The organism is Streptomyces sp. NPDC041205, from assembly GCF_055591765.1.
Window position 1 is genome coordinate 167,337 of sequence record NZ_JBVIZH010000005.1, and the last position, 19,907, is coordinate 187,243.

At 74.0% G+C, this 19,907-nt stretch carries 15 protein-coding genes; 11 read left to right on the plus strand and 4 right to left on the minus strand.

Annotated elements, in window-relative coordinates:
• Positions 1-120 precede the first annotated feature (120 nt).
• The 9 genes from ACZ6BG_RS23320 to ACZ6BG_RS23360 all read left to right on the plus strand — a co-directional run bounded on the left by ACZ6BG_RS23320 (position 121) and on the right by ACZ6BG_RS23360 (position 13,163).
• A complete protein-coding gene (locus ACZ6BG_RS23320; RefSeq protein ID WP_469004470.1) occupies positions 121-3,006 on the plus strand; it encodes an FAD-binding and (Fe-S)-binding domain-containing protein in 2,886 nt (961 codons plus the stop codon).
• A gap of 339 nt (positions 3,007-3,345) precedes the next feature.
• Positions 3,346-4,281 (plus strand): EamA family transporter, encoded by a 936-nt coding sequence (locus tag ACZ6BG_RS23325; protein WP_469005228.1) that lies wholly within the window; start codon positions 3,346-3,348, stop codon positions 4,279-4,281.
• Positions 4,282-4,516: 235 nt separating this feature from the next.
• Positions 4,517-5,323, plus strand: coding sequence for a TIGR03084 family metal-binding protein (locus ACZ6BG_RS23330; protein ID WP_469004472.1), 807 nt, complete (start codon positions 4,517-4,519; stop codon positions 5,321-5,323).
• Entirely contained in the window at positions 5,320-7,047 is a 1,728-nt protein-coding gene (locus ACZ6BG_RS23335; protein ID WP_469004475.1) for an acyclic terpene utilization AtuA family protein, read from the plus strand. Before ACZ6BG_RS23330 ends, ACZ6BG_RS23335 begins: the two co-directional genes overlap by 4 nt.
• On the plus strand, positions 7,044-8,645 hold the full coding sequence (locus tag ACZ6BG_RS23340; RefSeq protein ID WP_469004479.1) for an acyl-CoA carboxylase subunit beta: 1,602 nt from the start codon (positions 7,044-7,046) through the stop codon (positions 8,643-8,645). Before ACZ6BG_RS23335 ends, ACZ6BG_RS23340 begins: the two co-directional genes overlap by 4 nt.
• A gap of 21 nt (positions 8,646-8,666) precedes the next feature.
• Complete coding sequence (locus ACZ6BG_RS23345; RefSeq protein WP_469004482.1) at positions 8,667-10,541, plus strand: acetyl/propionyl/methylcrotonyl-CoA carboxylase subunit alpha; 1,875 nt, start codon at positions 8,667-8,669, stop codon at positions 10,539-10,541.
• Between the two features lie 91 nt (positions 10,542-10,632).
• The gene (locus ACZ6BG_RS23350) at positions 10,633-11,796 is read left to right on the plus strand and encodes an acyl-CoA dehydrogenase family protein (RefSeq protein WP_469004486.1); all 1,164 of its coding nucleotides are present in this window, start codon (positions 10,633-10,635) and stop codon (positions 11,794-11,796) included.
• 9 nt (positions 11,797-11,805) lie between these two features.
• Entirely contained in the window at positions 11,806-12,567 is a 762-nt protein-coding gene (locus ACZ6BG_RS23355; RefSeq protein ID WP_469004490.1) for an enoyl-CoA hydratase family protein, read from the plus strand.
• Positions 12,555-13,163, plus strand: a complete 609-nt coding sequence (locus tag ACZ6BG_RS23360) for a TetR/AcrR family transcriptional regulator (RefSeq protein ID WP_469004492.1) — start codon at positions 12,555-12,557, stop codon at positions 13,161-13,163. Before ACZ6BG_RS23355 ends, ACZ6BG_RS23360 begins: the two co-directional genes overlap by 13 nt.
• A 152-nt stretch (positions 13,164-13,315) precedes the next feature.
• On the opposite strand, the gene ACZ6BG_RS23365 is transcribed toward ACZ6BG_RS23360, so the two are convergent.
• Positions 13,316-14,416 (minus strand): citrate synthase 2, encoded by a 1,101-nt coding sequence (locus tag ACZ6BG_RS23365; RefSeq protein WP_469004494.1) that lies wholly within the window; start codon positions 14,414-14,416, stop codon positions 13,316-13,318.
• A gap of 364 nt (positions 14,417-14,780) precedes the next feature.
• On the opposite strand from ACZ6BG_RS23365, the gene pdxH reads away from it, so the two are divergent.
• On the plus strand, positions 14,781-15,428 hold the full coding sequence (gene pdxH / locus ACZ6BG_RS23370) for a pyridoxamine 5'-phosphate oxidase (protein WP_469005230.1): 648 nt from the start codon (positions 14,781-14,783) through the stop codon (positions 15,426-15,428).
• 75 nt (positions 15,429-15,503) lie between these two features.
• Here the strand turns inward: pdxH and ACZ6BG_RS23375 are convergent, their stop codons facing one another.
• On the minus strand, positions 15,504-16,370 hold the full coding sequence (locus ACZ6BG_RS23375; RefSeq protein WP_468457536.1) for an alpha/beta fold hydrolase: 867 nt from the start codon (positions 16,368-16,370) through the stop codon (positions 15,504-15,506).
• Positions 16,371-16,920: 550 nt separating this feature from the next.
• Complete coding sequence (locus tag ACZ6BG_RS23380; RefSeq protein ID WP_030361523.1) at positions 16,921-17,613, minus strand: metal-dependent transcriptional regulator; 693 nt, start codon at positions 17,611-17,613, stop codon at positions 16,921-16,923.
• Positions 17,614-17,804: 191 nt separating this feature from the next.
• Here ACZ6BG_RS23380 and ACZ6BG_RS23385 point away from each other — a divergent pair, with 191 nt between their 5' ends.
• The gene (locus tag ACZ6BG_RS23385) at positions 17,805-18,602 is read left to right on the plus strand and encodes an SIS domain-containing protein (RefSeq protein WP_469005233.1); all 798 of its coding nucleotides are present in this window, start codon (positions 17,805-17,807) and stop codon (positions 18,600-18,602) included.
• Here ACZ6BG_RS23385 and ACZ6BG_RS23390 read toward each other — a convergent pair.
• Complete coding sequence (locus tag ACZ6BG_RS23390) at positions 18,590-19,906, minus strand: ATP-binding protein (protein ID WP_469005235.1); 1,317 nt, start codon at positions 19,904-19,906, stop codon at positions 18,590-18,592. The two genes, ACZ6BG_RS23385 and ACZ6BG_RS23390, sit on opposite strands and share 13 nt — an antisense overlap.
• Between the last annotated feature and the right edge of the window lies 1 nt (position 19,907).

Below are 19,907 nucleotides of genomic sequence, written 5' to 3' on the forward strand. Positions count from 1 at the left end.
GCTCTCCCACCCGCCCGTTGCTCCGCGCCGCACAGTCACCCGGGGGTGGCACAGCCCCGCCCGACAGCAGCGTTGGTGTTGGCGGTGACTCGGCGCGTACGCGTGGGCAACCTGTGGGGCATGGGTATCGGAAACGACTTGGAGCAGGTACTGCGGCGTGACGTCCGGGGGGACGTGGACTTCTCTGTTACGGGGCGGGCGTTGAACACCATGGACGCGTCCAATTACCGTCGCGTGCCGTTGGGTGTCGTCGCCCCGCGGGACGCGGGGGACGTGGCCGCCGCGCTGGCCGTCTGCCGGGAGCACGATGTGCCGGTGGTGGCGCGTGGCGGTGGGACGTCCATCGCGGGGCAGGCCACGGGGGCGGGGGTCGTCCTAGACTTCACGCGGTACATGGCGGACGTGCTGGAGCTCGACCCGGACGCCCGCACGGCCCGCGTGCAGCCAGGCCTCGTGCTGGACACCCTGCGGAGCGCCGCCGCCCCACACGGCCTCACCTTCGGGCCGGACCCCTCCACCCACAGCCGCTGCACCCTCGGCGGGATGATCGGCAACAACTCCTGCGGCTCCCACTCCGTGGCCTGGGGCACGACCGCGGACAACGTCCGGGGGCTGACGGTCGTCACGGCCGCCGACCCCACGGGCGCGCCCCGCCGCCTGGAGCGGGGGACCTGGGACGGCGCCCCCGAGGGCCTCCGCGCCCTGGTCGAGGGCGACCTCGCCCTGCTGCGTACCGGCTTCCCCGACCTGCCCCGCCGCATCTCCGGCTACGCCCTCGACGCCCTCCTGCCGGAGCACGGCCCCGACCTGCCCCGCTTCTTCTGCGGCAGCGAAGGCACCCTCGGCGTGCTGACGGAGGCCACCGTCCGCCTCGTCGAAGCGCCGCGCGCCCGCGCCCTCGCCGTCCTCGGCTACGCCGACGAGAGCGCCGCCGCCGAGGCCGCCCCCGGCCTGCTCCCGTACCGGCCCCTCACCGTCGAGGGCATGGCCGCCGACCTCGTACGCGACCCGCGCGGACTGCCCAAGGGCGGTGCCTGGCTGTTCGTGGAGACGGGCGGCGGCACGCCGGGCGAGGCCAGGGCGGGCGCCGACGCCGTCGTGCGGGGCGCGGACTGCCTGGACGCCGTCGTCGTCACCGACCCCGCGCGTCAGCGCGCCCTGTGGCGGGTCCGCGAGGACGCCTCCGGCACGGCCACGCGGATGCCGGACGGCAGTGAGGCCTGGCCCGGCTGGGAGGACTGCGCGGTGCCGCCCGCCCGCCTCGGGCCCTACCTGCGCGACTTCCGCGCCCTCCTCGGCGAGCACGGCCTGCGCGGCACCCCGTACGGGCACTTCGGCGACGGGTGCATCCATGTGCGGATCGACTTCGACCTGCTCACCGGCCCCGGCATCGCCCGCTTCCGCCGCTTCTCCGAGGACCTCGCCGACCTCGTCGTCGTCCACGGCGGCTCCCTCTCCGGCGAACACGGCGACGGGCAGGCCCGCGCCGAACTCCTGCCGAAGATGTACGGCCCCGGACTCGTCCGCCTCTTCGAGCGCGCCAAGGACCTCTGGGACCCCGCCGGTCTCCTCAACCCCGACATGCTCGTCCGCCCCGCCCCCCTCGACACCAACCTCCGCTTCACGCCCCTGCCCCGCGAGCCCGTCGACGTCGCCTTCGGCTACCCGCACGACGGCGGTGACTTCTCCGCCGCCGTCCGCCGGTGCGTCGGCGTCGCCAAGTGCCGTACGACGACGGCCGCTTCGGGCGGCGGCGTGATGTGCCCGTCCTTCCGCGCCACCGGCGAGGAGGAGCACTCCACGCGCGGCCGCGCCCGGCTCCTGCACGAGATGCTCGCCGGTGAGGTCGTCACGGACGGCTGGCGCTCCACGGAGGTGCGCGACGCCCTCGACCTGTGCCTGTCCTGCAAGGGCTGCCGCTCCGACTGCCCGGTCGGCGTCGACATGGCCACGTACAAGGCCGAGTTCCTGCACCACCACTACGCGGGGCGGCGCAGGCCCGCCGCGCACTACGCCATGGGCCGCCTGCCGCGCTGGCTCCGCCTCGTCGCCGCGACCCGCACGGCCCGCGTCGCCAACCTCCTCGCCGCCATCGGCCCGCTGGCCGCCCTCGCCAAGCGCCTCGGCGGGATCGAACCGCGGCGGGCGCTGCCGAGGGTGGCGCCGCGGACGTTCCGGCAGTGGTGGCGGAGGAGGGCGCGCGGGGGTGCGTCCGTGGGGCGTGCGGGTGGCGGTGTGTCCGCGGGACGTGCGGGCGCCCCCGCCGGTTCCGGCAGCCCCGTCGCCCCCGGCGGCACCGTCGTGCTGTGGCCCGACACCTTCACCGACCACCTGTCGCCCTCCGTCGCCCGCGCCGCCGTCCGCGTGCTCGAAGCCGCGGGGCTGACCGTCGTGCTGCCCCCGGACGGCGTGTGCTGCGGGCTCACCTACGTCTCGACGGGCCAGCTCGACCAGGCCCGCGCCGTGCAGCGCCGCACCCTGGAGCTGATGCGTCCGCTCCTGGCCGCGGGCACGCCCCTCGTCGTCCTCGAACCGAGCTGCGCGGCGGCCCTGAAGACGGACCTGGTCGAGCTGGCCGCGCCGGACGAGGCGGGGGCGCGGGAGCTGGCCGCTTCGGTGCGCACGTTCGCGCAGGCCCTTGAGGAGTACGCCCCCGACTGGCGGCCGCCGCGCCTGGACCGGCCCGCCGTCGGCCAGACCCACTGCCACCAGCACGCCGTACTCGGCGACGCGGCCGAACGCCGGCTGCGCGCCGCCGCGGGCCTCGACGGAGAGCTGTCCGGCGGCTGCTGCGGCCTCGCGGGCAACTTCGGCTTCGAGAAGGGGCACTACGACGTGTCGACGGCCTGCGCGGAGGAGCAGCTGCTGCCCGCCGTCCGGCAGGCCCCGCCCGGCGCGGAGGTCCTGGCGGACGGCTTCTCCTGCCGCACGCAGCTCGACCAACTGGCGGGGGTGCGGGGGCGGCACCTGGCGGAGGTGCTCGCGGAGGCGCTGGACGAGGGGTGAGTGTGGGGCTGGGGTCCGGCCCCGGCCCCGGGGGCCGGCCCTGGTCCCAGCCCCGGTCTCAGCCCCGGGGTCCGGCCCCGGTCCCGGCCCCGGTCCCGGCCCCGGGACTTTCGCGGGGGTGCCCCCGGTTGTGCCCTTCGTAAGCTGCGAAAGGGTTTCACAATCCTGACGCAGTCCATTACCTTGGACGGTGAAGTCCATGAGGTTGCACTGTACGGGTGGTCGTCGTGGCGGCGACGGCGGGAAAGGCTTGGCGTGAACATCTCGCGTACGGACGGGGCGGCGGCGCCCGAGGGTCTGGCTGCCGCCGAGGCGCCGGTCACGGTCGGGCAGCCCGAGGTGGCGGGGGCGGCGGCCCTCGGTGCCGACGGAGGGGTGTCCGCCGACACCGGCGGAGGCCGTCGCGCGGCCCTCGGTCCCGTCGGCCTCGTCCTCGCGGGCTGTGTCTCCGTCCAGTTCGGCGGGGCCATCGCCGTCAGCCTGATGCCGCGCGCCGGAGCGCTCGGCGTGGTCACCCTGCGCCTGATCTTCGCCGCCCTCGTCCTGCTCGTCGTCTGCCGCCCCCGCCTGCGCGGGCACTCGCGGGCCGACTGGGGCACCGTCCTCGCCTTCGGCGCGACGCTGGCCGCGATGAACGGCCTCTTCTACCAGGCCGTGGACCGCATCCCGCTGGGCCCTGCGGTCACCCTCGAAGTCCTCGGCCCGCTCGCCCTGTCCGTGATCGCCTCGCGCCGCCTGGTCAACGTGGTCTGGGCGGGGCTCGCCCTGTGCGGTGTCTTCCTGCTCGGCGGCGGCGGCTTCGGTGAACTCGACCCGGTCGGCGTGGCGTTCGCGCTCGCGGCGGGGGCGATGTGGGCCGCGTACATCGTGTTCAGCGCCCGGACGGGCCGCCGCTTCCCGCAGGCGGACGGCCTCGCCCTCGCCATGGCCGTGGCCGCGGTCCTCGTCCTGCCCCTCGGCATCATCGAGTCCGGCTCGAAACTGACGGTCCCCAGCACCCTGGGCCTCGCGGCCGCGGTCGCCGTCATGTCCTCCGTCCTGCCCTACACCCTCGAACTCCTCGCCCTGCGCCGCCTGCCCGCGTCCACGTTCGCCGTGATGATGAGCCTGGAACCGGCCATCGCCGCCATCGCGGGCTTCCTGATCCTCGACCAGTCCCTCACCCTCGTCGAGTCCCTCGCGATCACCCTTGTCATCGCGGCCAGCATGGGCGCGGTGCGGACGCAGGTGGGCCGGGGGAAGGCGAAGGTGCCTCCGGCCGAGGGGCGGGAGTGACGGGGGAGGCGGGCCCGTCGGCGCCCTCCGAGCGGTAGGGCCTGCCTGCTGCCGTCAGGCTCCGTCGGGGAAGCGCGCGGACCGGAGCTTGAGGTCGGTCGCGGCGCTCACCTGTTCCGGGCCCGGACTCGCCACGGGCGTGGCCCTGGCCGGAAAATAACCAAGCACGCTTGCTTGTTTATCGCGGCGCTGCCATGCTCCCTGGCACACCGCCCTGCCCGGAGGGGAGCGCACCGTGTCCGACGTCAGTGCCGTGCTCGACGATCTGCGTGCCGAGAGCGACGAACTCGACCAGCTGGTCGGGGACTTGGGGGCAGCGAGCTGGGCGCTCGACACGCCCGCGGTCGGCTGGACCATCGCCCACCAGATCGCCCACCTCGCCTGGACCGACCAGGCCGCGCTGCTCGCGGTGACCGACGCCGACGCGTTCGCCGCGCACGCGGCCGTCGCGCTGAAGTCGCCGGACACGTTCGTCGACGACGGTGCCCGGGAGGGGGCCGCGGTGGCGCCGGGAGAGCTGCTGGCCCGTTGGCGGGCCGGACGGGACGCGTTGCGGGGCGCGCTGCGGGCCGCGCCCGCCGGGGCCCGCTTCCCCTGGTACGGGCCGCCCATGTCCGCCGCCTCCGTCGCGACCGCGCGGATCATGGAGACCTGGGCCCACGGCCAGGACGTCGCCGACACCCTCGGTGTCCGGCGCGCCCCCACCGACCGCCTCCGGCACGTCGCCCGCATCGGCGTCCGGGCCCGCGACTACGCGTACGCGGTACGCGGACTCACCCCGCCCGCCGAGGAGTTCCGCGTCGAACTCGTCGCGCCGAGCGGCGACTTGTGGGCGTACGGGCCGGTCGAAGCGGCCCAGCGGGTCACCGGGCCCGCCCTCGACTTCTGCCTGCTCGCCACGCGTCGGGCGCATCGCGACGATCTGGCGGTGCGGGCGGAGGGGCCCGACGCGGAGCAGTGGCTCGACATCGCGCAGGCGTTCGCGGGGCCGCCGGGGGAAGGGCGGGCGAGCGCGAAGGGCGCCGAGGAGGGCGGGGCGTGAGCGCCGAGGCGGAGGGGAGGGGCGGGAGCGGCCCCCTGCGGATCGGCAACGCCTCCGGCTTCTACGGCGACCGCCACACCGCCGTGAGGGACATGCTCACCGGCGGCCCCCTGGACGTCCTCACCGGCGACTACCTCGCCGAGCTGACCATGCTCATCCTCGGCAGGGACCGCCTCAAGGACCCGGACCGGGGGTACGCGAAGACCTTCCTGAAGCAGATGGAGGAGTGCCTGGGGGAGGCCATCGACCGGGGCGTGCGGGTCGTCACCAACGCGGGCGGCCTCAACCCGGCCGGACTCGCCGAGCAGCTGCGGGAGTTGGCCGAACGCCTCGGCCTGGACGTGCGCGTCGCCCACGTGGAGGGCGACGACCTCGGCCTCCGCTTCCGCGACGCCCTCACCGCCCACGCCTACCTCGGCGGCTTCGGCATCACGGAGGCGCTGCGCGCGGGCGCCGACGTCGTCGTCACCGGCCGCGTCACCGACGCCGCCCTCGTCACCGGGCCCGCCGCCGCCCACTTCGGCTGGGGCCCCGGTGACCACGACCGGCTCGCGGGCGCCGTCGTCGCCGGGCACATCCTGGAGTGCGGCACCCAGGCCACCGGCGGCAACTACGCCTTCTTCCACGAGTTCGACCCGGCGGCGCTCGCCCGCCCCGGCTTCCCGCTCGCCGAGGTGCACGCCGACGGCTCCTGCGTCATCACCAAGCACGACGGGACGGGCGGAGTCGTCGACGTCGGCACGGTCACCGCGCAGCTCCTGTACGAGACGTCCGGCGCCCGCTACGCCGGGCCCGACGTCACCGCCCGCCTCGACACCGTCCGCCTCACCCAGGAAGGGCCCGACCGGGTCCGCGTCGACGGCGTGCGCGGCGAGGCGCCGCCGCCCACCCTCAAGGCCGGGCTCACCCGCGTCGGCGGGCACCGCAACGAAGTCGTCTTCGTCCTCACCGGCCTCGACATCGACGCGAAGGCGGATCTCGTACGCGCCCAGATCGAGGACGCCTTCGCCCGGGCCAAGTCACGGCCCGCGTCCGTCCGTTGGGAACTCGCCCGCACCGACCGCGCCGACGCGGACACGGAGGAGACCGCCAGCGCCCTGCTGCGGCTCGTCGTGCGCGACCGGGACGCGGACGTGGTGGGCCGCGCCCTCAGCGGCGCCGCGATCGAGCTGGCCCTCGGCAGCTACCCCGGCTTCCACGTCACCGCACCGCCCGGCAAGGGCACTCCGTACGGCGTGTTCGAGGCGGTGCGCGTCGACGCCGCCTCCGTACGGCAGGTGGCGGTGACGCCGGACGGGCTGCGCGTGGACATCCCCCCGGCCACGGCGTGCGGGACGCGCGAGCTGGCCGACGTCGAACCGCCGGAGCTGCCCGAGCCGTTGGCGTACGACAGGACCCGGCGCCTGCCCCTGGGGACCGTCGCCGGTGCCCGGAGCGGGGACAAGGGCGGGGACGCCAACGTCGGCGTCTGGGTGCGCACCGACGACGCCTGGCGGTGGCTCGCCCACCACCTGACCGCCGACCGGTTCCAGAGCCTCATCCCGGAGAGCCGCGAGCTGAAGGTCACCCGCCACCTGCTCCCCAACCTCCGCGCGCTCAACTTCCACGTCGAGGGCATCCTCGGCGCCGGAGTCGCCTCACAGGCCCGCTTCGACCCGCAGGCCAAGGGCCTCGGCGAGTGGCTGCGCGCCCGCCACCTCGACATACCGGAGGTACTGCTGTGACCGTGCTCGCGTCCGCGCTCGACCCCGCGAGCCCCGAGTACGCCGACCACCGCGCCGCCATGCTCGCCAAGCTGGCCGACCTCGACGCCGAGCAGGCCAAGGCGCTCGACGGGGGCGGCGAGAAGTACGTCCGGCGCCACCGCGACCGGGGCAAGCTCCTCGCGCGGGAGCGCATCGAGCTGCTGCTCGACCCGGACACGCCGTTCCTGGAGCTGTCGCCGCTCGCAGCGTGGGGCAGCGAGTACCCGGTCGGGGCCTCCATGGTGACCGGCATCGGTGTCGTCGAGGGCGTGGAGTGCCTGATCACCGCCAACGACCCGACGGTACGCGGCGGCGCCAGCAACCCCTGGACCCTGAAGAAGGCGTTCCGCGCGCACGAGATCGGCCACGCCAACCGGCTGCCGTCCATCCACCTGGTGGAGTCCGGGGGTGCCGACCTGCCGTCCCAGAAGGAGATCTTCATTCCGGGCGGCGCCCTGTTCAAGCACCTCACGCAGTCGTCGGCGGCCGGAATCCCGACCGTCGCCGTGGTCTTCGGCAACTCCACGGCGGGCGGCGCCTACGTCCCCGGCCTGTGCGACCACGTGATCATGGTCAAGGAGCGCGCGAAGGTGTTCCTCGGCGGGCCGCCGCTCGTGAAGATGGCCACCGGCGAGGAGAGCGACGACGAGTCGCTCGGCGGCGCCGAGATGCACGCCCGCACCTCCGGCCTCGCCGACTACCTCGCCGAGGACGAGCGCGACGCGCTCCGCCAGACCCGCCGCGTCGTCGCCCGCCTCAACTGGCGCAAGGCGCACGCCGACCCGGCCGCCCCCGCCGAGCCGCCCAAGTACGACGCCGACGAACTCCTCGGCATCGTCCCCGGCGACCTGCGCACCCCCTTCGACCCGCGCGAGGTCATCGCCCGCGTCGTCGACGGCTCCGACTTCGACGAGTTCAAGCCCCTGTACGGGACGAGCCTGGTGACGGGCTGGGCGAGCCTGCACGGCTACCCGGTCGGCGTCCTCGCCAACGCGCAGGGCGTGCTGTTCTCGGCGGAGTCGCAGAAGGCCGCCCAGTTCATCCAGCTCGCCAACCAGCGCGACATCCCGCTGCTCTTCCTGCACAACACCACCGGCTACATGGTCGGCAAGGAGTACGAGCAGGGCGGCATCATCAAGCACGGCGCCATGATGATCAACGCGGTGTCGAACTCGAAGGTCCCGCACCTGTCCGTCCTCATGGGCGCCTCCTACGGCGCCGGGCACTACGGCATGTGCGGGCGCGCCTACGACCCCCGCTTCCTGTTCGCCTGGCCCAGCGCCAAGTCCGCCGTCATGGGCCCCCAGCAGCTCGCGGGCGTCCTGTCGATCGTGGCGCGGCAGTCGGCGGCGGCGAAGGGCAAGCCGTACGACGACGAAGCCGACGCGGCCCTGCGCGCGATGGTGGAGCAGCAGATCGAGTCCGAGTCGCTGCCGATGTTCCTGTCGGGGCGTCTGTACGACGACGGCGTGATCGACCCGCGCGACACCCGCACCGTCCTCGGCATCTGTCTGTCCGCGCTGCACACGGCCCCGGTCGAGGGCGCGCGCGGCGGCTTCGGCGTCTTCAGGATGTGAGGAGAGGTGACGGAACCACCCATGATTTCGAAGCTGTTGGTCGCCAACCGGGGCGAGATCGCCTGTCGCGTCTTCCGTACGTGCCGTGATCTCGGCATCGCCACGGTCGCCGTCCACTCCGACGCCGACGCGGACGCACTGCACGTACGCGAGGCCGATGAGGCGGTACGCCTTCCCGGGGCGGCGCCCGCGGAGACGTATCTGCGCGGCGAGCTGATCGTGAAGGCCGCGCAGGCGGCGGGCGCCGACGCGATCCACCCCGGCTACGGCTTCCTGTCCGAGAACGCCTCCTTCGCGCGGGCCGTCACCGACGCGGGACTGGTGTGGATCGGGCCGCCGCCGGAGGCCATCGAGGCGATGGCGTCCAAGACGCGCGCCAAGGAGCTGATGGGCCTCGCGGCACCGGCCGTGGACACGGTCACGGAGGCCGACCTGCCGGTGCTCGTGAAGGCGGCCGCCGGAGGTGGCGGGCGCGGCATGCGGGTCGTACGGGAACTGGACGCCCTGAAGGGGGAGTTGGAGGCCGCACGGGCCGAGGCGGCGAGCGCCTTCGGGGACGGCGAGGTGTTCGTCGAGCCGTACGTCGAGGGCGGGCGGCACGTCGAGGTGCAGGTCATGGCCGACGCGCACGGGACGGTGTGGGCGCTCGGGACGCGCGACTGCACGCTCCAGCGCCGCCACCAGAAGGTCGTCGAGGAGTCCCCGGCACCCGGGCTCTCCGACGAGCAGGTGCGCGACCTGCACGACGTGGCGGTCCGGGCCGCCCGCGCCACCGACTACCGGGGCGCGGGCACCGTCGAGTTCCTGCTCGCCCCCGACGGCACCGCGCACTTCCTGGAGATGAACACCCGCCTCCAGGTCGAACACCCCGTGACGGAAGCCGTGTTCGGCCTCGACCTCGTGGCGCTGCAGATCCGCGTCGCCGAGGGCGAGCCGCTGCCGGGCCCGCAGCCGCCGCCCGCGCACGGCCACGCCGTCGAGGCCCGCCTGTACGCGGAGGACCCGGCGGCCGGATGGGCCCCGCAGACCGGCACCCTGCACCGCGTCGCCGTGCCCGACGGGGTGCGCCTCGACTCCGGCTACGCGGACGGCGACACCGTCGGCGTGCACTACGACGCGATGCTGGCGAAGGTCGTCGCCCACGCGCCGACCCGCGCCGAGGCCCTGCGCAAGCTGGCGGGCGCCCTGGAGCGGACCGTGGTCCACGGCCCGGTCACCAACCGGGACCTCCTCGTGCGCTCCCTGCGCCACCCGGAGTTCGCGGCGGCCCGCATGGACACCTCGTTCTACGACCGGCACCTGCCCACGCTGACCGGCCCCGGCACGGGCCCGGACGTCCGGCACGCCCCGCTGGCCGCCGCACTCGCCGACGCCTGCGGCCGCTCCCGCTTCGGCGGCTGGCGCAACCTCCGCTCCCAGCCCCAGGTCAAGCGGTACCGGACCGTGGCGGACGGCGTCGAGCACGAGGTCCGGTACACGCACACGCGAGGCGGCCCGGTCGCCGACGGCGTGCGGGTCGTGCGGGCCGCGCCCGACGCCGTGGTCCTCGAAGCGGACGGCGTGCGGAGGGAGTTCGCCGTGGCGTCGTACGGCGAAGGGCGCGTGTACGTCGGGAACGTGGCCCTCGACGTGCTGCCGTCGCTGCCCGAGCCCACCGTGCGGCAGGAGCCGGGCTCGCTGCTCGCGCCGATGCCGGGGACGGTCCTGCGGGTCGCGGAGGGCCTGGCGGAGGGCGCGCGGGTCGAGGCGGGGCAGCCGGTGGTGTGGCTGGAGGCGATGAAGATGGAGCACCGCGTGGTGGCCCCGGCCGCGGGCGTCCTCGCCGCGCTGCACGCCGTGCCGGGGCGGCAGGTCGAGGTGGGCGCGCTGCTCGCGGTGGTCCAGGAGGACGCGTAGCCGACGGCGGCCCCGCGGGGCGTACGGCCGCGGCGGTTCAGGAAGACGTACAGCTCACTGTGGTCAAGGAAGACGTACAGGAGGAAGAACCGTGAACGCTCCCGTGCTCGAAACCGAGGAACACCAGGCGCTGCGCGCGGCCGTCGCGGCGCTCGGCAAGCGCTACGGCCGCACCTACATGACCCGTGTCGTGCGGGACGAGGGCCACCCCGACGAGCTGTGGGCGGACGCCGCCAAGCTCGGCTACCTGGGGGTGAACCTGCCCGAGGAGTACGGCGGCGGGGGCGGCGGAATCGCCGAACTCTCCATCGTCCTTGAGGAGTTGGGGGCGGCGGGCAGCCCGCTGCTGATGATGGTGGTGTCCCCGGCGATCTGCGGCACCGTGATCGCCCGCTTCGGCACCGAGGCGCAGAAGCAGACGTGGCTGCCGGGGCTCGCCGACGGCAGCCGCACGATGGCGTTCGGCATCACCGAGCCCGACGCGGGCTCCAACTCGCACCGCATCACCACCACCGCCCGCAGGGACGGCGACGACTGGATCCTGACCGGCCGCAAGGTCTTCATCTCCGGCGTCGACATCGCCGACGCGACCCTCGTCGTGGGCCGCACCGAGGACGCCCGCACCGGCAAGCTGAAGCCCTGCCTGTTCATCGTCCCGCGCGACGCGCCGGGCTTCGCCCGCCACCGCATCGACATGGAACTCCAGGCCCCGGAGAAGCAGTTCGAGCTGGTCCTCGACGAGGTGCGGCTGCCCGCCGACGCGCTCGTCGGCGACGAGGACGCCGGGCTGCTCCAGCTCTTCGCCGGGCTCAACCCCGAGCGGATCATGACGGCCGCGTTCTCCCTCGGCATGGCCCGCTTCGCCCTCGCGCAGGCCGTCGCGTACGCCAAGGAACGCAGCGTCTGGAAGTCCCCCATCGGCGCCCACCAGGCCATCGCGCACCCGCTGGCCCAGTCCCACATCGAGATAGAACTGGCCCGCCTGATGATGCAGAAGGCGGCCCGGCTCTACGACGACGGGGACGACCTGGGCGCGGGCGAGGCCGCGAACATGGCGAAGTTCGCGGCGGCCGACGCCTGCGTGAAGGCCGTCGACCAGGCCGTGCACACCCTCGGCGGCAACGGCCTGACGAAGGAGTTCGGGCTCGCCTCGCTGATCGTGGCGTCCCGGGTGGCGCGGATCGCGCCGGTGAGCCGGGAGATGATCCTGAACTTCGTGTCCCACCAGAGCCTCGGCCTGCCCAAGTCCTACTAGGGAGTTCTGATGGAAAACCGGACAGGTCCCGTCCTGGTCTCGGCTCCCGACCGGGGCATCGTCACCCTCACCCTGGACTCACCCGCCAACCGCAACGCGCTCTCGGCGGCCCTCGTGCGCGCACTGGCGGACGCGCTCACCGAGGCGGGCGCGGACGACAGCGTGCGCGCGGTGGTGCTCTGCCACACCGGCACCACGTTCTGCGCGGGCGCCGACCTGCGCGAACCGCCGGACCCGGCGGCGTTCGTGGCGCTGCTCCGGCAGATCGTGGAACTGCCCAAGCCCGTCGTCGCGCGGGTGCGCGGGCATGTCCGGGCGGGCGGGCTCGGGCTGCTCGGGGCCTGCGACATCGTGGTGGCGGGCGGCCCGGACGTGTCGTTCGCGCTGACCGAGGTGCACATCGGGGTCGTACCGGCGGTGATCTCCCTGACACTCCTGCCGCGCCTGGACCCCCGGGCGGCGAGCCGCTACTACCTCACCGGTGAGCGCTTCGGCGGGGCGGAGGCCGCGCGGATCGGCCTGGTCACGGCCTACGCCGGCGCCGACGACGGCGTCGGCGTGGTCCTCGACCCGGTGCTCGAAGGGCTGCGCAAGGCCGCTCCGGGGGCGCTGGCCGACGCGAAGAAACTCGCCACGGCTAGGGTTCTTGACGCATTCGACAAGGAAGCGGACGCCCTCGTCGCCCTCTCCGCCCACCGCTTCGGCTCCGCCGAGGCCAAGGAGGGGATGGAGGCGTTCCTCGAACGACGGGAGCGTTCATGGGCGCTGTGACCGAGGACGACCGCGCGCCCAAGCAGGACCGCAGCCGGGTCACCCGGCAGCGGCTCCTGGAGGCGGCCGTGGCCTGTCTGGCCGAGCACGGCTGGGCGGGCTCGACGGTGTCCGTGGTCGCGGAGCGGGCCGGGGTGTCGCGGGGCGCCGCCCAGCACCACTTCCGCACCCGCGAGGAACTGTTCACGGCAGCCGTCGAGTACGTCGCCGAGGAACGGTCGGCCGCGCTGCGCGGGCTGTTCCCCGAGGGCGCGGCGGCCGGGGCCGATCGGACCGCTGTCGTCGCGGCCCTCGTCGACCTGTACACCGGGCCGCTGTTCCGGGCCGCCCTGCAGCTGTGGGTCGCCGCCTCCAACGAGGTCCAACTGGGCCCGAGGGTCGCCGAGTTGGAGGCTCGTGTCGGCCGGGAGACGCATCGCATCGCGGTGGAGCTGCTCGGCGCCGACGAGAGCGTGCCCGGCGTGCGGGAGACCGTCCAGGGGCTCCTCGACATGGCGCGCGGCCTCGGCCTCGCGAACCTCCTCACGGACGACGGGGGTCGGCGCAAGCGGGTCGTGGTGGAGTGGGGGCGCCTGGTGGACGAGGCGCTGCGCTGAGCCTTCCCCGACCCCGCCCCTTCCCGAAACCGGGGCTCCTGCTGTATTTCAGCCCCTCCGGCGTTTGAGGAGCGGGGTCTGGGGCGGAGCCCCAGTTTCGGGAGGGGGTGGGATTGGGGAGCCCCCGGCAGGGCCCCCACCCCACCCACCCCTCAGCCCTTGAGGTTGTCGTACCCGCCGATCTCCTGCGGCCCCCGCGCGGCCGGCCCGACGTAGCGCGCGGACGGCCGCACCAGGCGCCCGGTCCGCTTCTGCTCCAGGATGTGCGCCGACCAGCCCGCGGTGCGGGCGCAGGTGAACATCGAGGTGAACATGTGCGCGGGAACCTCGGCGAAGTCGAGGACGATGGCCGCCCAGAACTCCACGTTCGTGGCGAGGACGCGGTCCGGGCGCCGGGCGTGCAGCTCGTCGAGGGCCGCCTTCTCCAGCGCCTCGGCGACCTCGAAGCGGGGTGCGCCCAGCTCACGGGCGGTGCGGCGCAGGACGCGGGCGCGCGGGTCCTCGGCGCGGTAGACGCGGTGCCCGAAGCCCATCAGGCGTTCGCCCTTGTCGAGGGCGCGCTTGACGTAGGCGACGGCGTCGCCGGTGCGCTCGATCTCCTCGATCATGCCGAGGACGCGGGAGGGCGCCCCGCCGTGCAGCGGCCCCGACATGGCGCCGACCGCGCCGGACAGGGCGGCGGCCACGTCGGCGCCGGTGGAGGCGATGACGCGGGCGGTGAACGTGGAGGCGTTCATGCCGTGCTCGGCGGCGGACGTCCAGTAGGCGTCGACGGCCTGGACGTGACGCGGGTCGGGCTCACCGCGCCAGCGCCGCATGAAGCGCTCCACTACGGTCTCGGCCTTGTCGATCTCGCGCTGCGGAACCATCGGCAGGCCCTGGCCGCGCGCGGACTGGGCTACGTAGGAGAGGGCCATGACGGCGGCGCGGGCCAGGTCGTCGCGGGCCTGGGCCGCGTCGATGTCCAGGAGCGGGCGCAGGCCCCAGACGGGGGCGAGCATGGCGAGCGCGGACTGGACGTCGACGCGGATGTCACCGGAGTGCACGGGGATCGGGAACGGCTCGGCCGGGGGCAGCCCGGGGTCGAAGGCGCCGTCGACGAGCAGGCCCCAGACGTTGCCGAAGGAGACGTTGCCGACCAGGTCCTCGATGTCGACGCCCCGATAGCGCAGGGCACCGCCTTCCTTGTCCGGTTCGGCGATCTCCGTCTCGAACGCGACGACTCCCTCAAGTCCGGGTACGAAGTCGGACATCAGGCGGCTCCTCATGATGTGGGCGACACGGTGTGTACGGCGATGTGTGTACGACTGGCATGTGTGCGACCCGAGGCCTTGGCTCTGGGGTCGGGGTAACCCGGTGATGCCCCGCGCGGCCGGAGGTCACCCAACCGACACGGCTTCGGAACGATAACCCTTGGTGCCACCCTTGGCACTAGACCGCGGCACCCAGTGCCACACATCACCTCCAGGTGGGTCCGTGCGCCCGCCGACTGCCGCTGTGGGGCGAGGTGTTCGTATACGGCAAGATGACCGCGTGACCGACTTCCGTGCCACCGCCCCCGACGCGGCCGGGCCTGCCGCTTCCGGCCTCGGCGGCGCCCTTTCCGACGTGGCCGCCATGCGGGCGCAGTACCGCGCCGACGGCATCGCCGAGGCCGACTTCCCCGCCGATCCCGTCGAACAGTTCGGGCACTGGTTCGCGGCCGCGGCCGCCGAGGCCGCCGCCGAGGACGGGGTGATCAGGGAGCCGAACGCCATGGTCGTGTCGACCGCCGACGCGCAGGGGCGGCCCAGCTCCCGCACGGTGCTCCTCAAGGGCTATGACGCGCGGGGTTTCGTCTTCTACACCAACTACGAGTCCCGCAAGGCCCGGGACATCGACGCCAACCCGCATGTCTCGCTGCTCTTCCCCTGGCATCCGATGGCCCGGCAGGTGATCGTCGCCGGTACGGCGGAGCGGATCGGGCGGGACGAGACCGTGCGGTACTTCCGGGGGCGGCCGCACGGCTCGCAGCTCGGCGCCTGGGCCAGCGCGCAGTCGTCCGTGCTCGCGTCCCGGGACGAACTCGATGCCGCGTACGCGGAGTTGGCGGCGCGCTATCCCGAGGGCGAGCAGGTCCCGGCCCCGCCGAACTGGGGCGGCTACCGCGTCACCCCGCTGACGGTCGAGTTCTGGCAGGGCCGCACGAACCGGCTGCACGACCGCCTCGTCTACGGCCGTGCCACGCCGGAGACGCCCTGGACCCTGCAACGCCTCAGCCCCTGACCGGGCGGCGCGGCCTAGCGGGGCGGGCGGTGCCGGGCTCCGGTGGGGCCGGCGGTGGGCCGGGCTCCGGCGGGGCTAGGACCCCGCAAGGACTCCGTCCAGGAACGGCTCGATCGCCTGGCGCCAGCCTTCCGGCTGGTCGTAGTGGACGAGGTGGCCCGCGTCGGGCACTTCCGCGTACGCCCCGCGGGGCAGGACGCGGACCATCTCCTGGGACTCGGCCCGGCCCAGCTCGCCGTCGAGCCCGCGCACGACGAGCGCGGGGCACTGGACCTGCACCAGCTCCTCCCAGTGCGCGTCGTACACCCAGGTCTCCCGGGACTTCAGCATCTGCGCGGGGTCGAAGACGGGCCGCCAGCCGTCCTCGCCCTCGGCCATGACCTCGGAGAAGAACGCCCCGCGCGAGGGGTTCGGCCGCTCCACCCACGGATCGTCCTCGCCGAACCACTTCCGCACGTCCCCGAGCGTCGCGAACGGCACCGGCCACGACTTGAACCAGTCCTCCCACTCCCGCTGGGAGGCGGCCCCGAGGGCCGACGCGCGCATGTCGCAGATGATCAGGCCCCGGACCAGGTCCGGGCGGCGCGCGGCGAGCTGCCAGGCGGTGAGCGCGCCCATGGAGTGCCCGATGAGCACGGCGGGCGCGAGGCCGAGCTGCTCGAGGGCGGCCTCGGCGTCGTCCACGTACGCCTCGCGGTCGTACGGTCCTTCGGCCGGCTTGTCGCTCTGGCCGTGGCCCCGCTGGTCGAGCGCCACCGCGCGGTGCCGCTCGGAGAGCCAGCGTGCCGTGCCCGCCCAGTGCGAGGCCCGGCCCATCAGGCCGTGCAGTAACAGCACTCCGCCCGGGGGCGAGTCGGCCTCCCTGGATTTGGGAGGGTCGGCGTACTCCCAAGCGGCGAGGCTCACGCCGCCCGCGCCGGTCACGTCGATGCGCCGCACCATGGTCCCAGGCACCCCCCTTGACTCCGCTCGGGTTGTTCACTCACGCACCCCGGCACGCTATCGAACTCTCATTCGGCACCGGCCGTCTTGCCGCCAACACCCCTCGTTCGGGTGACCATGCTCAAGGATTGACCGCCGCCGCCGAGGGGAGATCTTCAACGGGGGGCGGGCCGCTAGGGGAAGCCGGTCCGAGGGGGGTGACCCTGGGAGCTCGGGGCTCCGGGTCAGCACAGGGGAGGACAGGCCCCGGCGCTCAAGGGCGCCGGGGCCCTCTGTGTGCGCGGAGCGCGAAGCACCGCGCCCAGCGCGCCCCTGTTCACCTGCCGGGCACATCGTCTGTCCCCTCTCCGACCGCCCCGGTGCCGACGCGGTCAAGAGCCCTCAGGTCATATGCCTCACGCGACAGCCTCGCACGCAAACCGGCTCGGCGCTGCGATTCGGCACACTGAATCTTGGACTCCGGCGGGTCTCGGACTCACCTCAACTGCACCTGAGGTAACGGGAGTTGACGCCAGTGACGAGACCCGCCGGGGTCCGGAGCCGGGCGCGGTCAGCGCTTGGCGACGAACACGTGCGACGCCACGTCGGCCGCCAGCTCGGCGGCCTCGCCGCTGCTGCCCACGAGTACCCCCCCGGCGGACTCCGTCACGCTCACGACCGAGCCGGGTTGCACGCCCGCGCGCCGGAGCGTGTACATCAGCTGGGCGTCCGTCTGGATCGGCTCGCCGATCCGGCGCACCACGACCGTCTTGCCGTCCGTGCCCGGGTCGAGGTCGATCAGGGAGACCATGCCCTCGTCCAGGAACGGGTCGGCGCCGTCCTTCTCGCCCAGCTCCTCCAGGCCCGGGATCGGGTTGCCGTACGGCGACTCGGTGGGGTGGCGCAGCAGCTCCAGGACGCGGCGCTCCACCGCCTCGCTCATCACGTGCTCCCAGCGGCAGGCCTCGGCGTGCACCTGCTCCCACTCCAGGCCGATCACATCGACCAGGAGACATTCGGCGAGGCGGTGCTTGCGCATCACGCGCGTGGCGAGACGACGGCCCTCCTCGGTCAGCTCCAGGTGCCGGTCGCTGGCGACGGCCACCAGGCCGTCGCGCTCCATGCGCGCCACCGTCTGGCTCACCGTCGGACCGCTCTGGTCGAGCCGCTCGGCGATCCTGGCGCGCATGGGGACGACACCCTCCTCCTCCAGTTCGAGGATGGTGCGCAAATACATCTCAGTGGTGTCAATAAGCCCCGACATGGGTGCCCCTCAGATTTCGCTCGTGCGCTGGCCCTGCCCTCAATTCTGACGCATACCACTGACAACCGGGTTGCGCCGGGAAAAGAGGAGGCCCAGGGCCGTATTGACAGGGCGCTGGTCCAGACCGCACCGTGATCCGCGACACGACGGGACGACGGCGGGACGAAGGGGTTTCGCGGATGAGCGACGGCATGCGTGACGGCGGGACCGGTGCGACCGGCGGCGCGGGCGCGCCCGGCGACCACGACCTCGCCGGGCGGTACCTGGACGCCGCCATCGGCCTCCTGCAGCGCGTACGCGACGAGGAGGCGGGCCGCATCACCGCCGCGGGCGAGCTGATCGCCGACGCCGTCGCCGCGGACGGGCGCCTCTTCGCCTTCGGCGCGGGCCACTCCTCGCTCGCCGCCCAGGACGTCGTCTACCGCGCGGGCGGCCTCGCCCTGATGAACCTGCTCTCCGTGCCCGGTGTCGTCGGCGTCGACGTGATGCCCGCGACGCTCGGCTCGGCCCTGGAGCGCGTGGACGGGCTCGCGGGCGCCGTCCTCGACTCCAGCCCGGCCCGGTCCGGCGACGTACTCGTGATCATCTCGCTGTCCGGGCGGAACTCGCTGCCCGTGGAGATGGCCATGAACGGCCGCGCCCTCGGCCTGAAGGTCATCGGCGTGACCTCCGTGGCGTACGCCACCGAGACGAGGTCCCGGCATGTCTCGGGGACCTTCCTCAAGGACCACTGCGATCTCGTCCTCGATTCCAAGATCGCCGTGGGGGACGCGGAGCTTGCTCTCGACTCCGTGGACGCGCCCTTCGGGCCCGCGTCCACGATGGTCGCCAGTGCGCTCATGCAGGCCGTGATGGCCACGGCGGCCGCCGCGCTGGCTGAGCGGGGGATTCAGCCGCCCTTGCTGCGGTCCGCCAATGTCGACGGGGGCCATGACTGGAACGGGCGGGTCTTCTCCGAGTACGGGGATCGGATTTTCTACCGGCACTGAGGGCTCCGCTGGGTGGGGTGTGTTTTGTCCGCGGGGTGGTGGGGGCCGGTCGCGCGGTTCCCCGCGCCCCTTCGGGGCGCGCCCTCGTCGGGGCCTTGCGGGAACCGCACGCTGACCCGGAGGCCGCCCCCCGCCCCGTTCGCCTCCGCCTCCGCCGTGCCCCCGTGTGCCCTCGCTATCGCCGTCACTATCGACAGGCCCAGGCCCGCGCCCTCGCCGCGCGCGTGGGTGCGGGGGCGCAGGCGGTGGAACGGCTCGAAGAGGTGGGTGACCGTGTCGGGCGGGACGGCGGGGCCGGTGTTGGTGACCGTGATCGTGTCGGAGGTCGTGGTCACCTCGGCGTGGCCGCCGGGGACGTTGTGGCGTACGGCGTTCGCGACCAGGTTGTGCACCAGGCGTTCCAGGAGCACGCCGTCGCCGTGGACGGTGAGCGGCTCGGCCCGCACGGTGACCGTGACGTCGTGGTGGGCGGCCTCCTCGGCGAGCGCCCGGGCCACGCCGTGCGCGGTGACGTCGAGGGCGACGGTTTCGTGCCCGCCGTGCCCGCCGTGCCCCGCGCCCCCGCCCCCCTGCTCCGTCGTGGCGAGCAGCAGCAGGCCCTCGATGAGGTGCTCGCTGTCGTCGGCGACGGAGATGAGCTTCGTACGGATGCGGGCGACGTGCTCGGGCGGCGGGTCCCCGGCGAGCCCGATCTCGGCGGCGGCCCGCTGCACGGCCAGGGGCGTACGCAGTTCGTGCGCCGCGTTGGCCGCGAACCGCTGCTGCGCGCCCACCAGCCGCTCGATGCGGTCGAGCATCGCGTCGAAGGTGTCGGCTAGCTGCTTCAGCTCGCCCGGGGGAGCGTCGAGGGCGATGCGTTCGTGCAGGTTGGAGCCGGACAGGCGGCGCGCGCTCTCGGTGATCACGGCGACGGGCCTGAGCACCCGCCCCGCCATCCACCAGGCCAGGGCGATGGACAGGACGGTGTACGCGGCCAGGACGATCACGGACACCGAGAGCAGCCGGCCGAGCGCGGCCTCCCCGGCGGCGTCGCTGACCCGCGTCACCGCCTGCGCCGGGACCGTGTCGGCGGGGAGCAGGGGCCGCGCGGGCACGGCCACGCCCGCCGTCGGCTGGATCGCCCACGGCGGGCCGAAGTAGTCCCGGTCCATCCGGGTCCCGGGCACGGCCGTGGTGACCGCCGTGCTGATCGACGAGTACAGGCCCTGCCGCACGAGGACGTACACGACACCCGTGAGCAGCGCCCCGGCCAGGACGAGCAGGACGCCGTAGAGCACGGTCAGCCGGACCCGCTCGCCGCGCATG

Bases quoted from the DNA above. Each gene is read 5' to 3' on its own strand.
- pdxH (WP_469005230.1), top strand. From the start codon at position 14,781: ATGCGGGCGCAGTACCGCGCCGACGGCATCGCCGAGGCCGACTTCCCC.
- ACZ6BG_RS23345 (WP_469004482.1), top strand. From the start codon at position 8,667: ATGATTTCGAAGCTGTTGGTCGCCAACCGGGGCGAGATCGCCTGTCGC.
- ACZ6BG_RS23365 (WP_469004494.1), bottom strand. From the start codon at position 14,416: ATGTCCGACTTCGTACCCGGACTTGAGGGAGTCGTCGCGTTCGAGACG.
- ACZ6BG_RS23320 (WP_469004470.1), top strand. From the start codon at position 121: ATGGGTATCGGAAACGACTTGGAGCAGGTACTGCGGCGTGACGTCCGG.
- ACZ6BG_RS23380 (WP_030361523.1), bottom strand. From the start codon at position 17,613: ATGTCGGGGCTTATTGACACCACTGAGATGTATTTGCGCACCATCCTC.
- ACZ6BG_RS23390 (WP_469005235.1), bottom strand. From the start codon at position 19,906: ATGCGCGGCGAGCGGGTCCGGCTGACCGTGCTCTACGGCGTCCTGCTC.
- ACZ6BG_RS23385 (WP_469005233.1), top strand. From the start codon at position 17,805: ATGCGTGACGGCGGGACCGGTGCGACCGGCGGCGCGGGCGCGCCCGGC.
- ACZ6BG_RS23375 (WP_468457536.1), bottom strand. From the start codon at position 16,370: ATGGTGCGGCGCATCGACGTGACCGGCGCGGGCGGCGTGAGCCTCGCC.
- ACZ6BG_RS23355 (WP_469004490.1), top strand. From the start codon at position 11,806: ATGGAAAACCGGACAGGTCCCGTCCTGGTCTCGGCTCCCGACCGGGGC.
- ACZ6BG_RS23360 (WP_469004492.1), top strand. From the start codon at position 12,555: ATGGGCGCTGTGACCGAGGACGACCGCGCGCCCAAGCAGGACCGCAGC.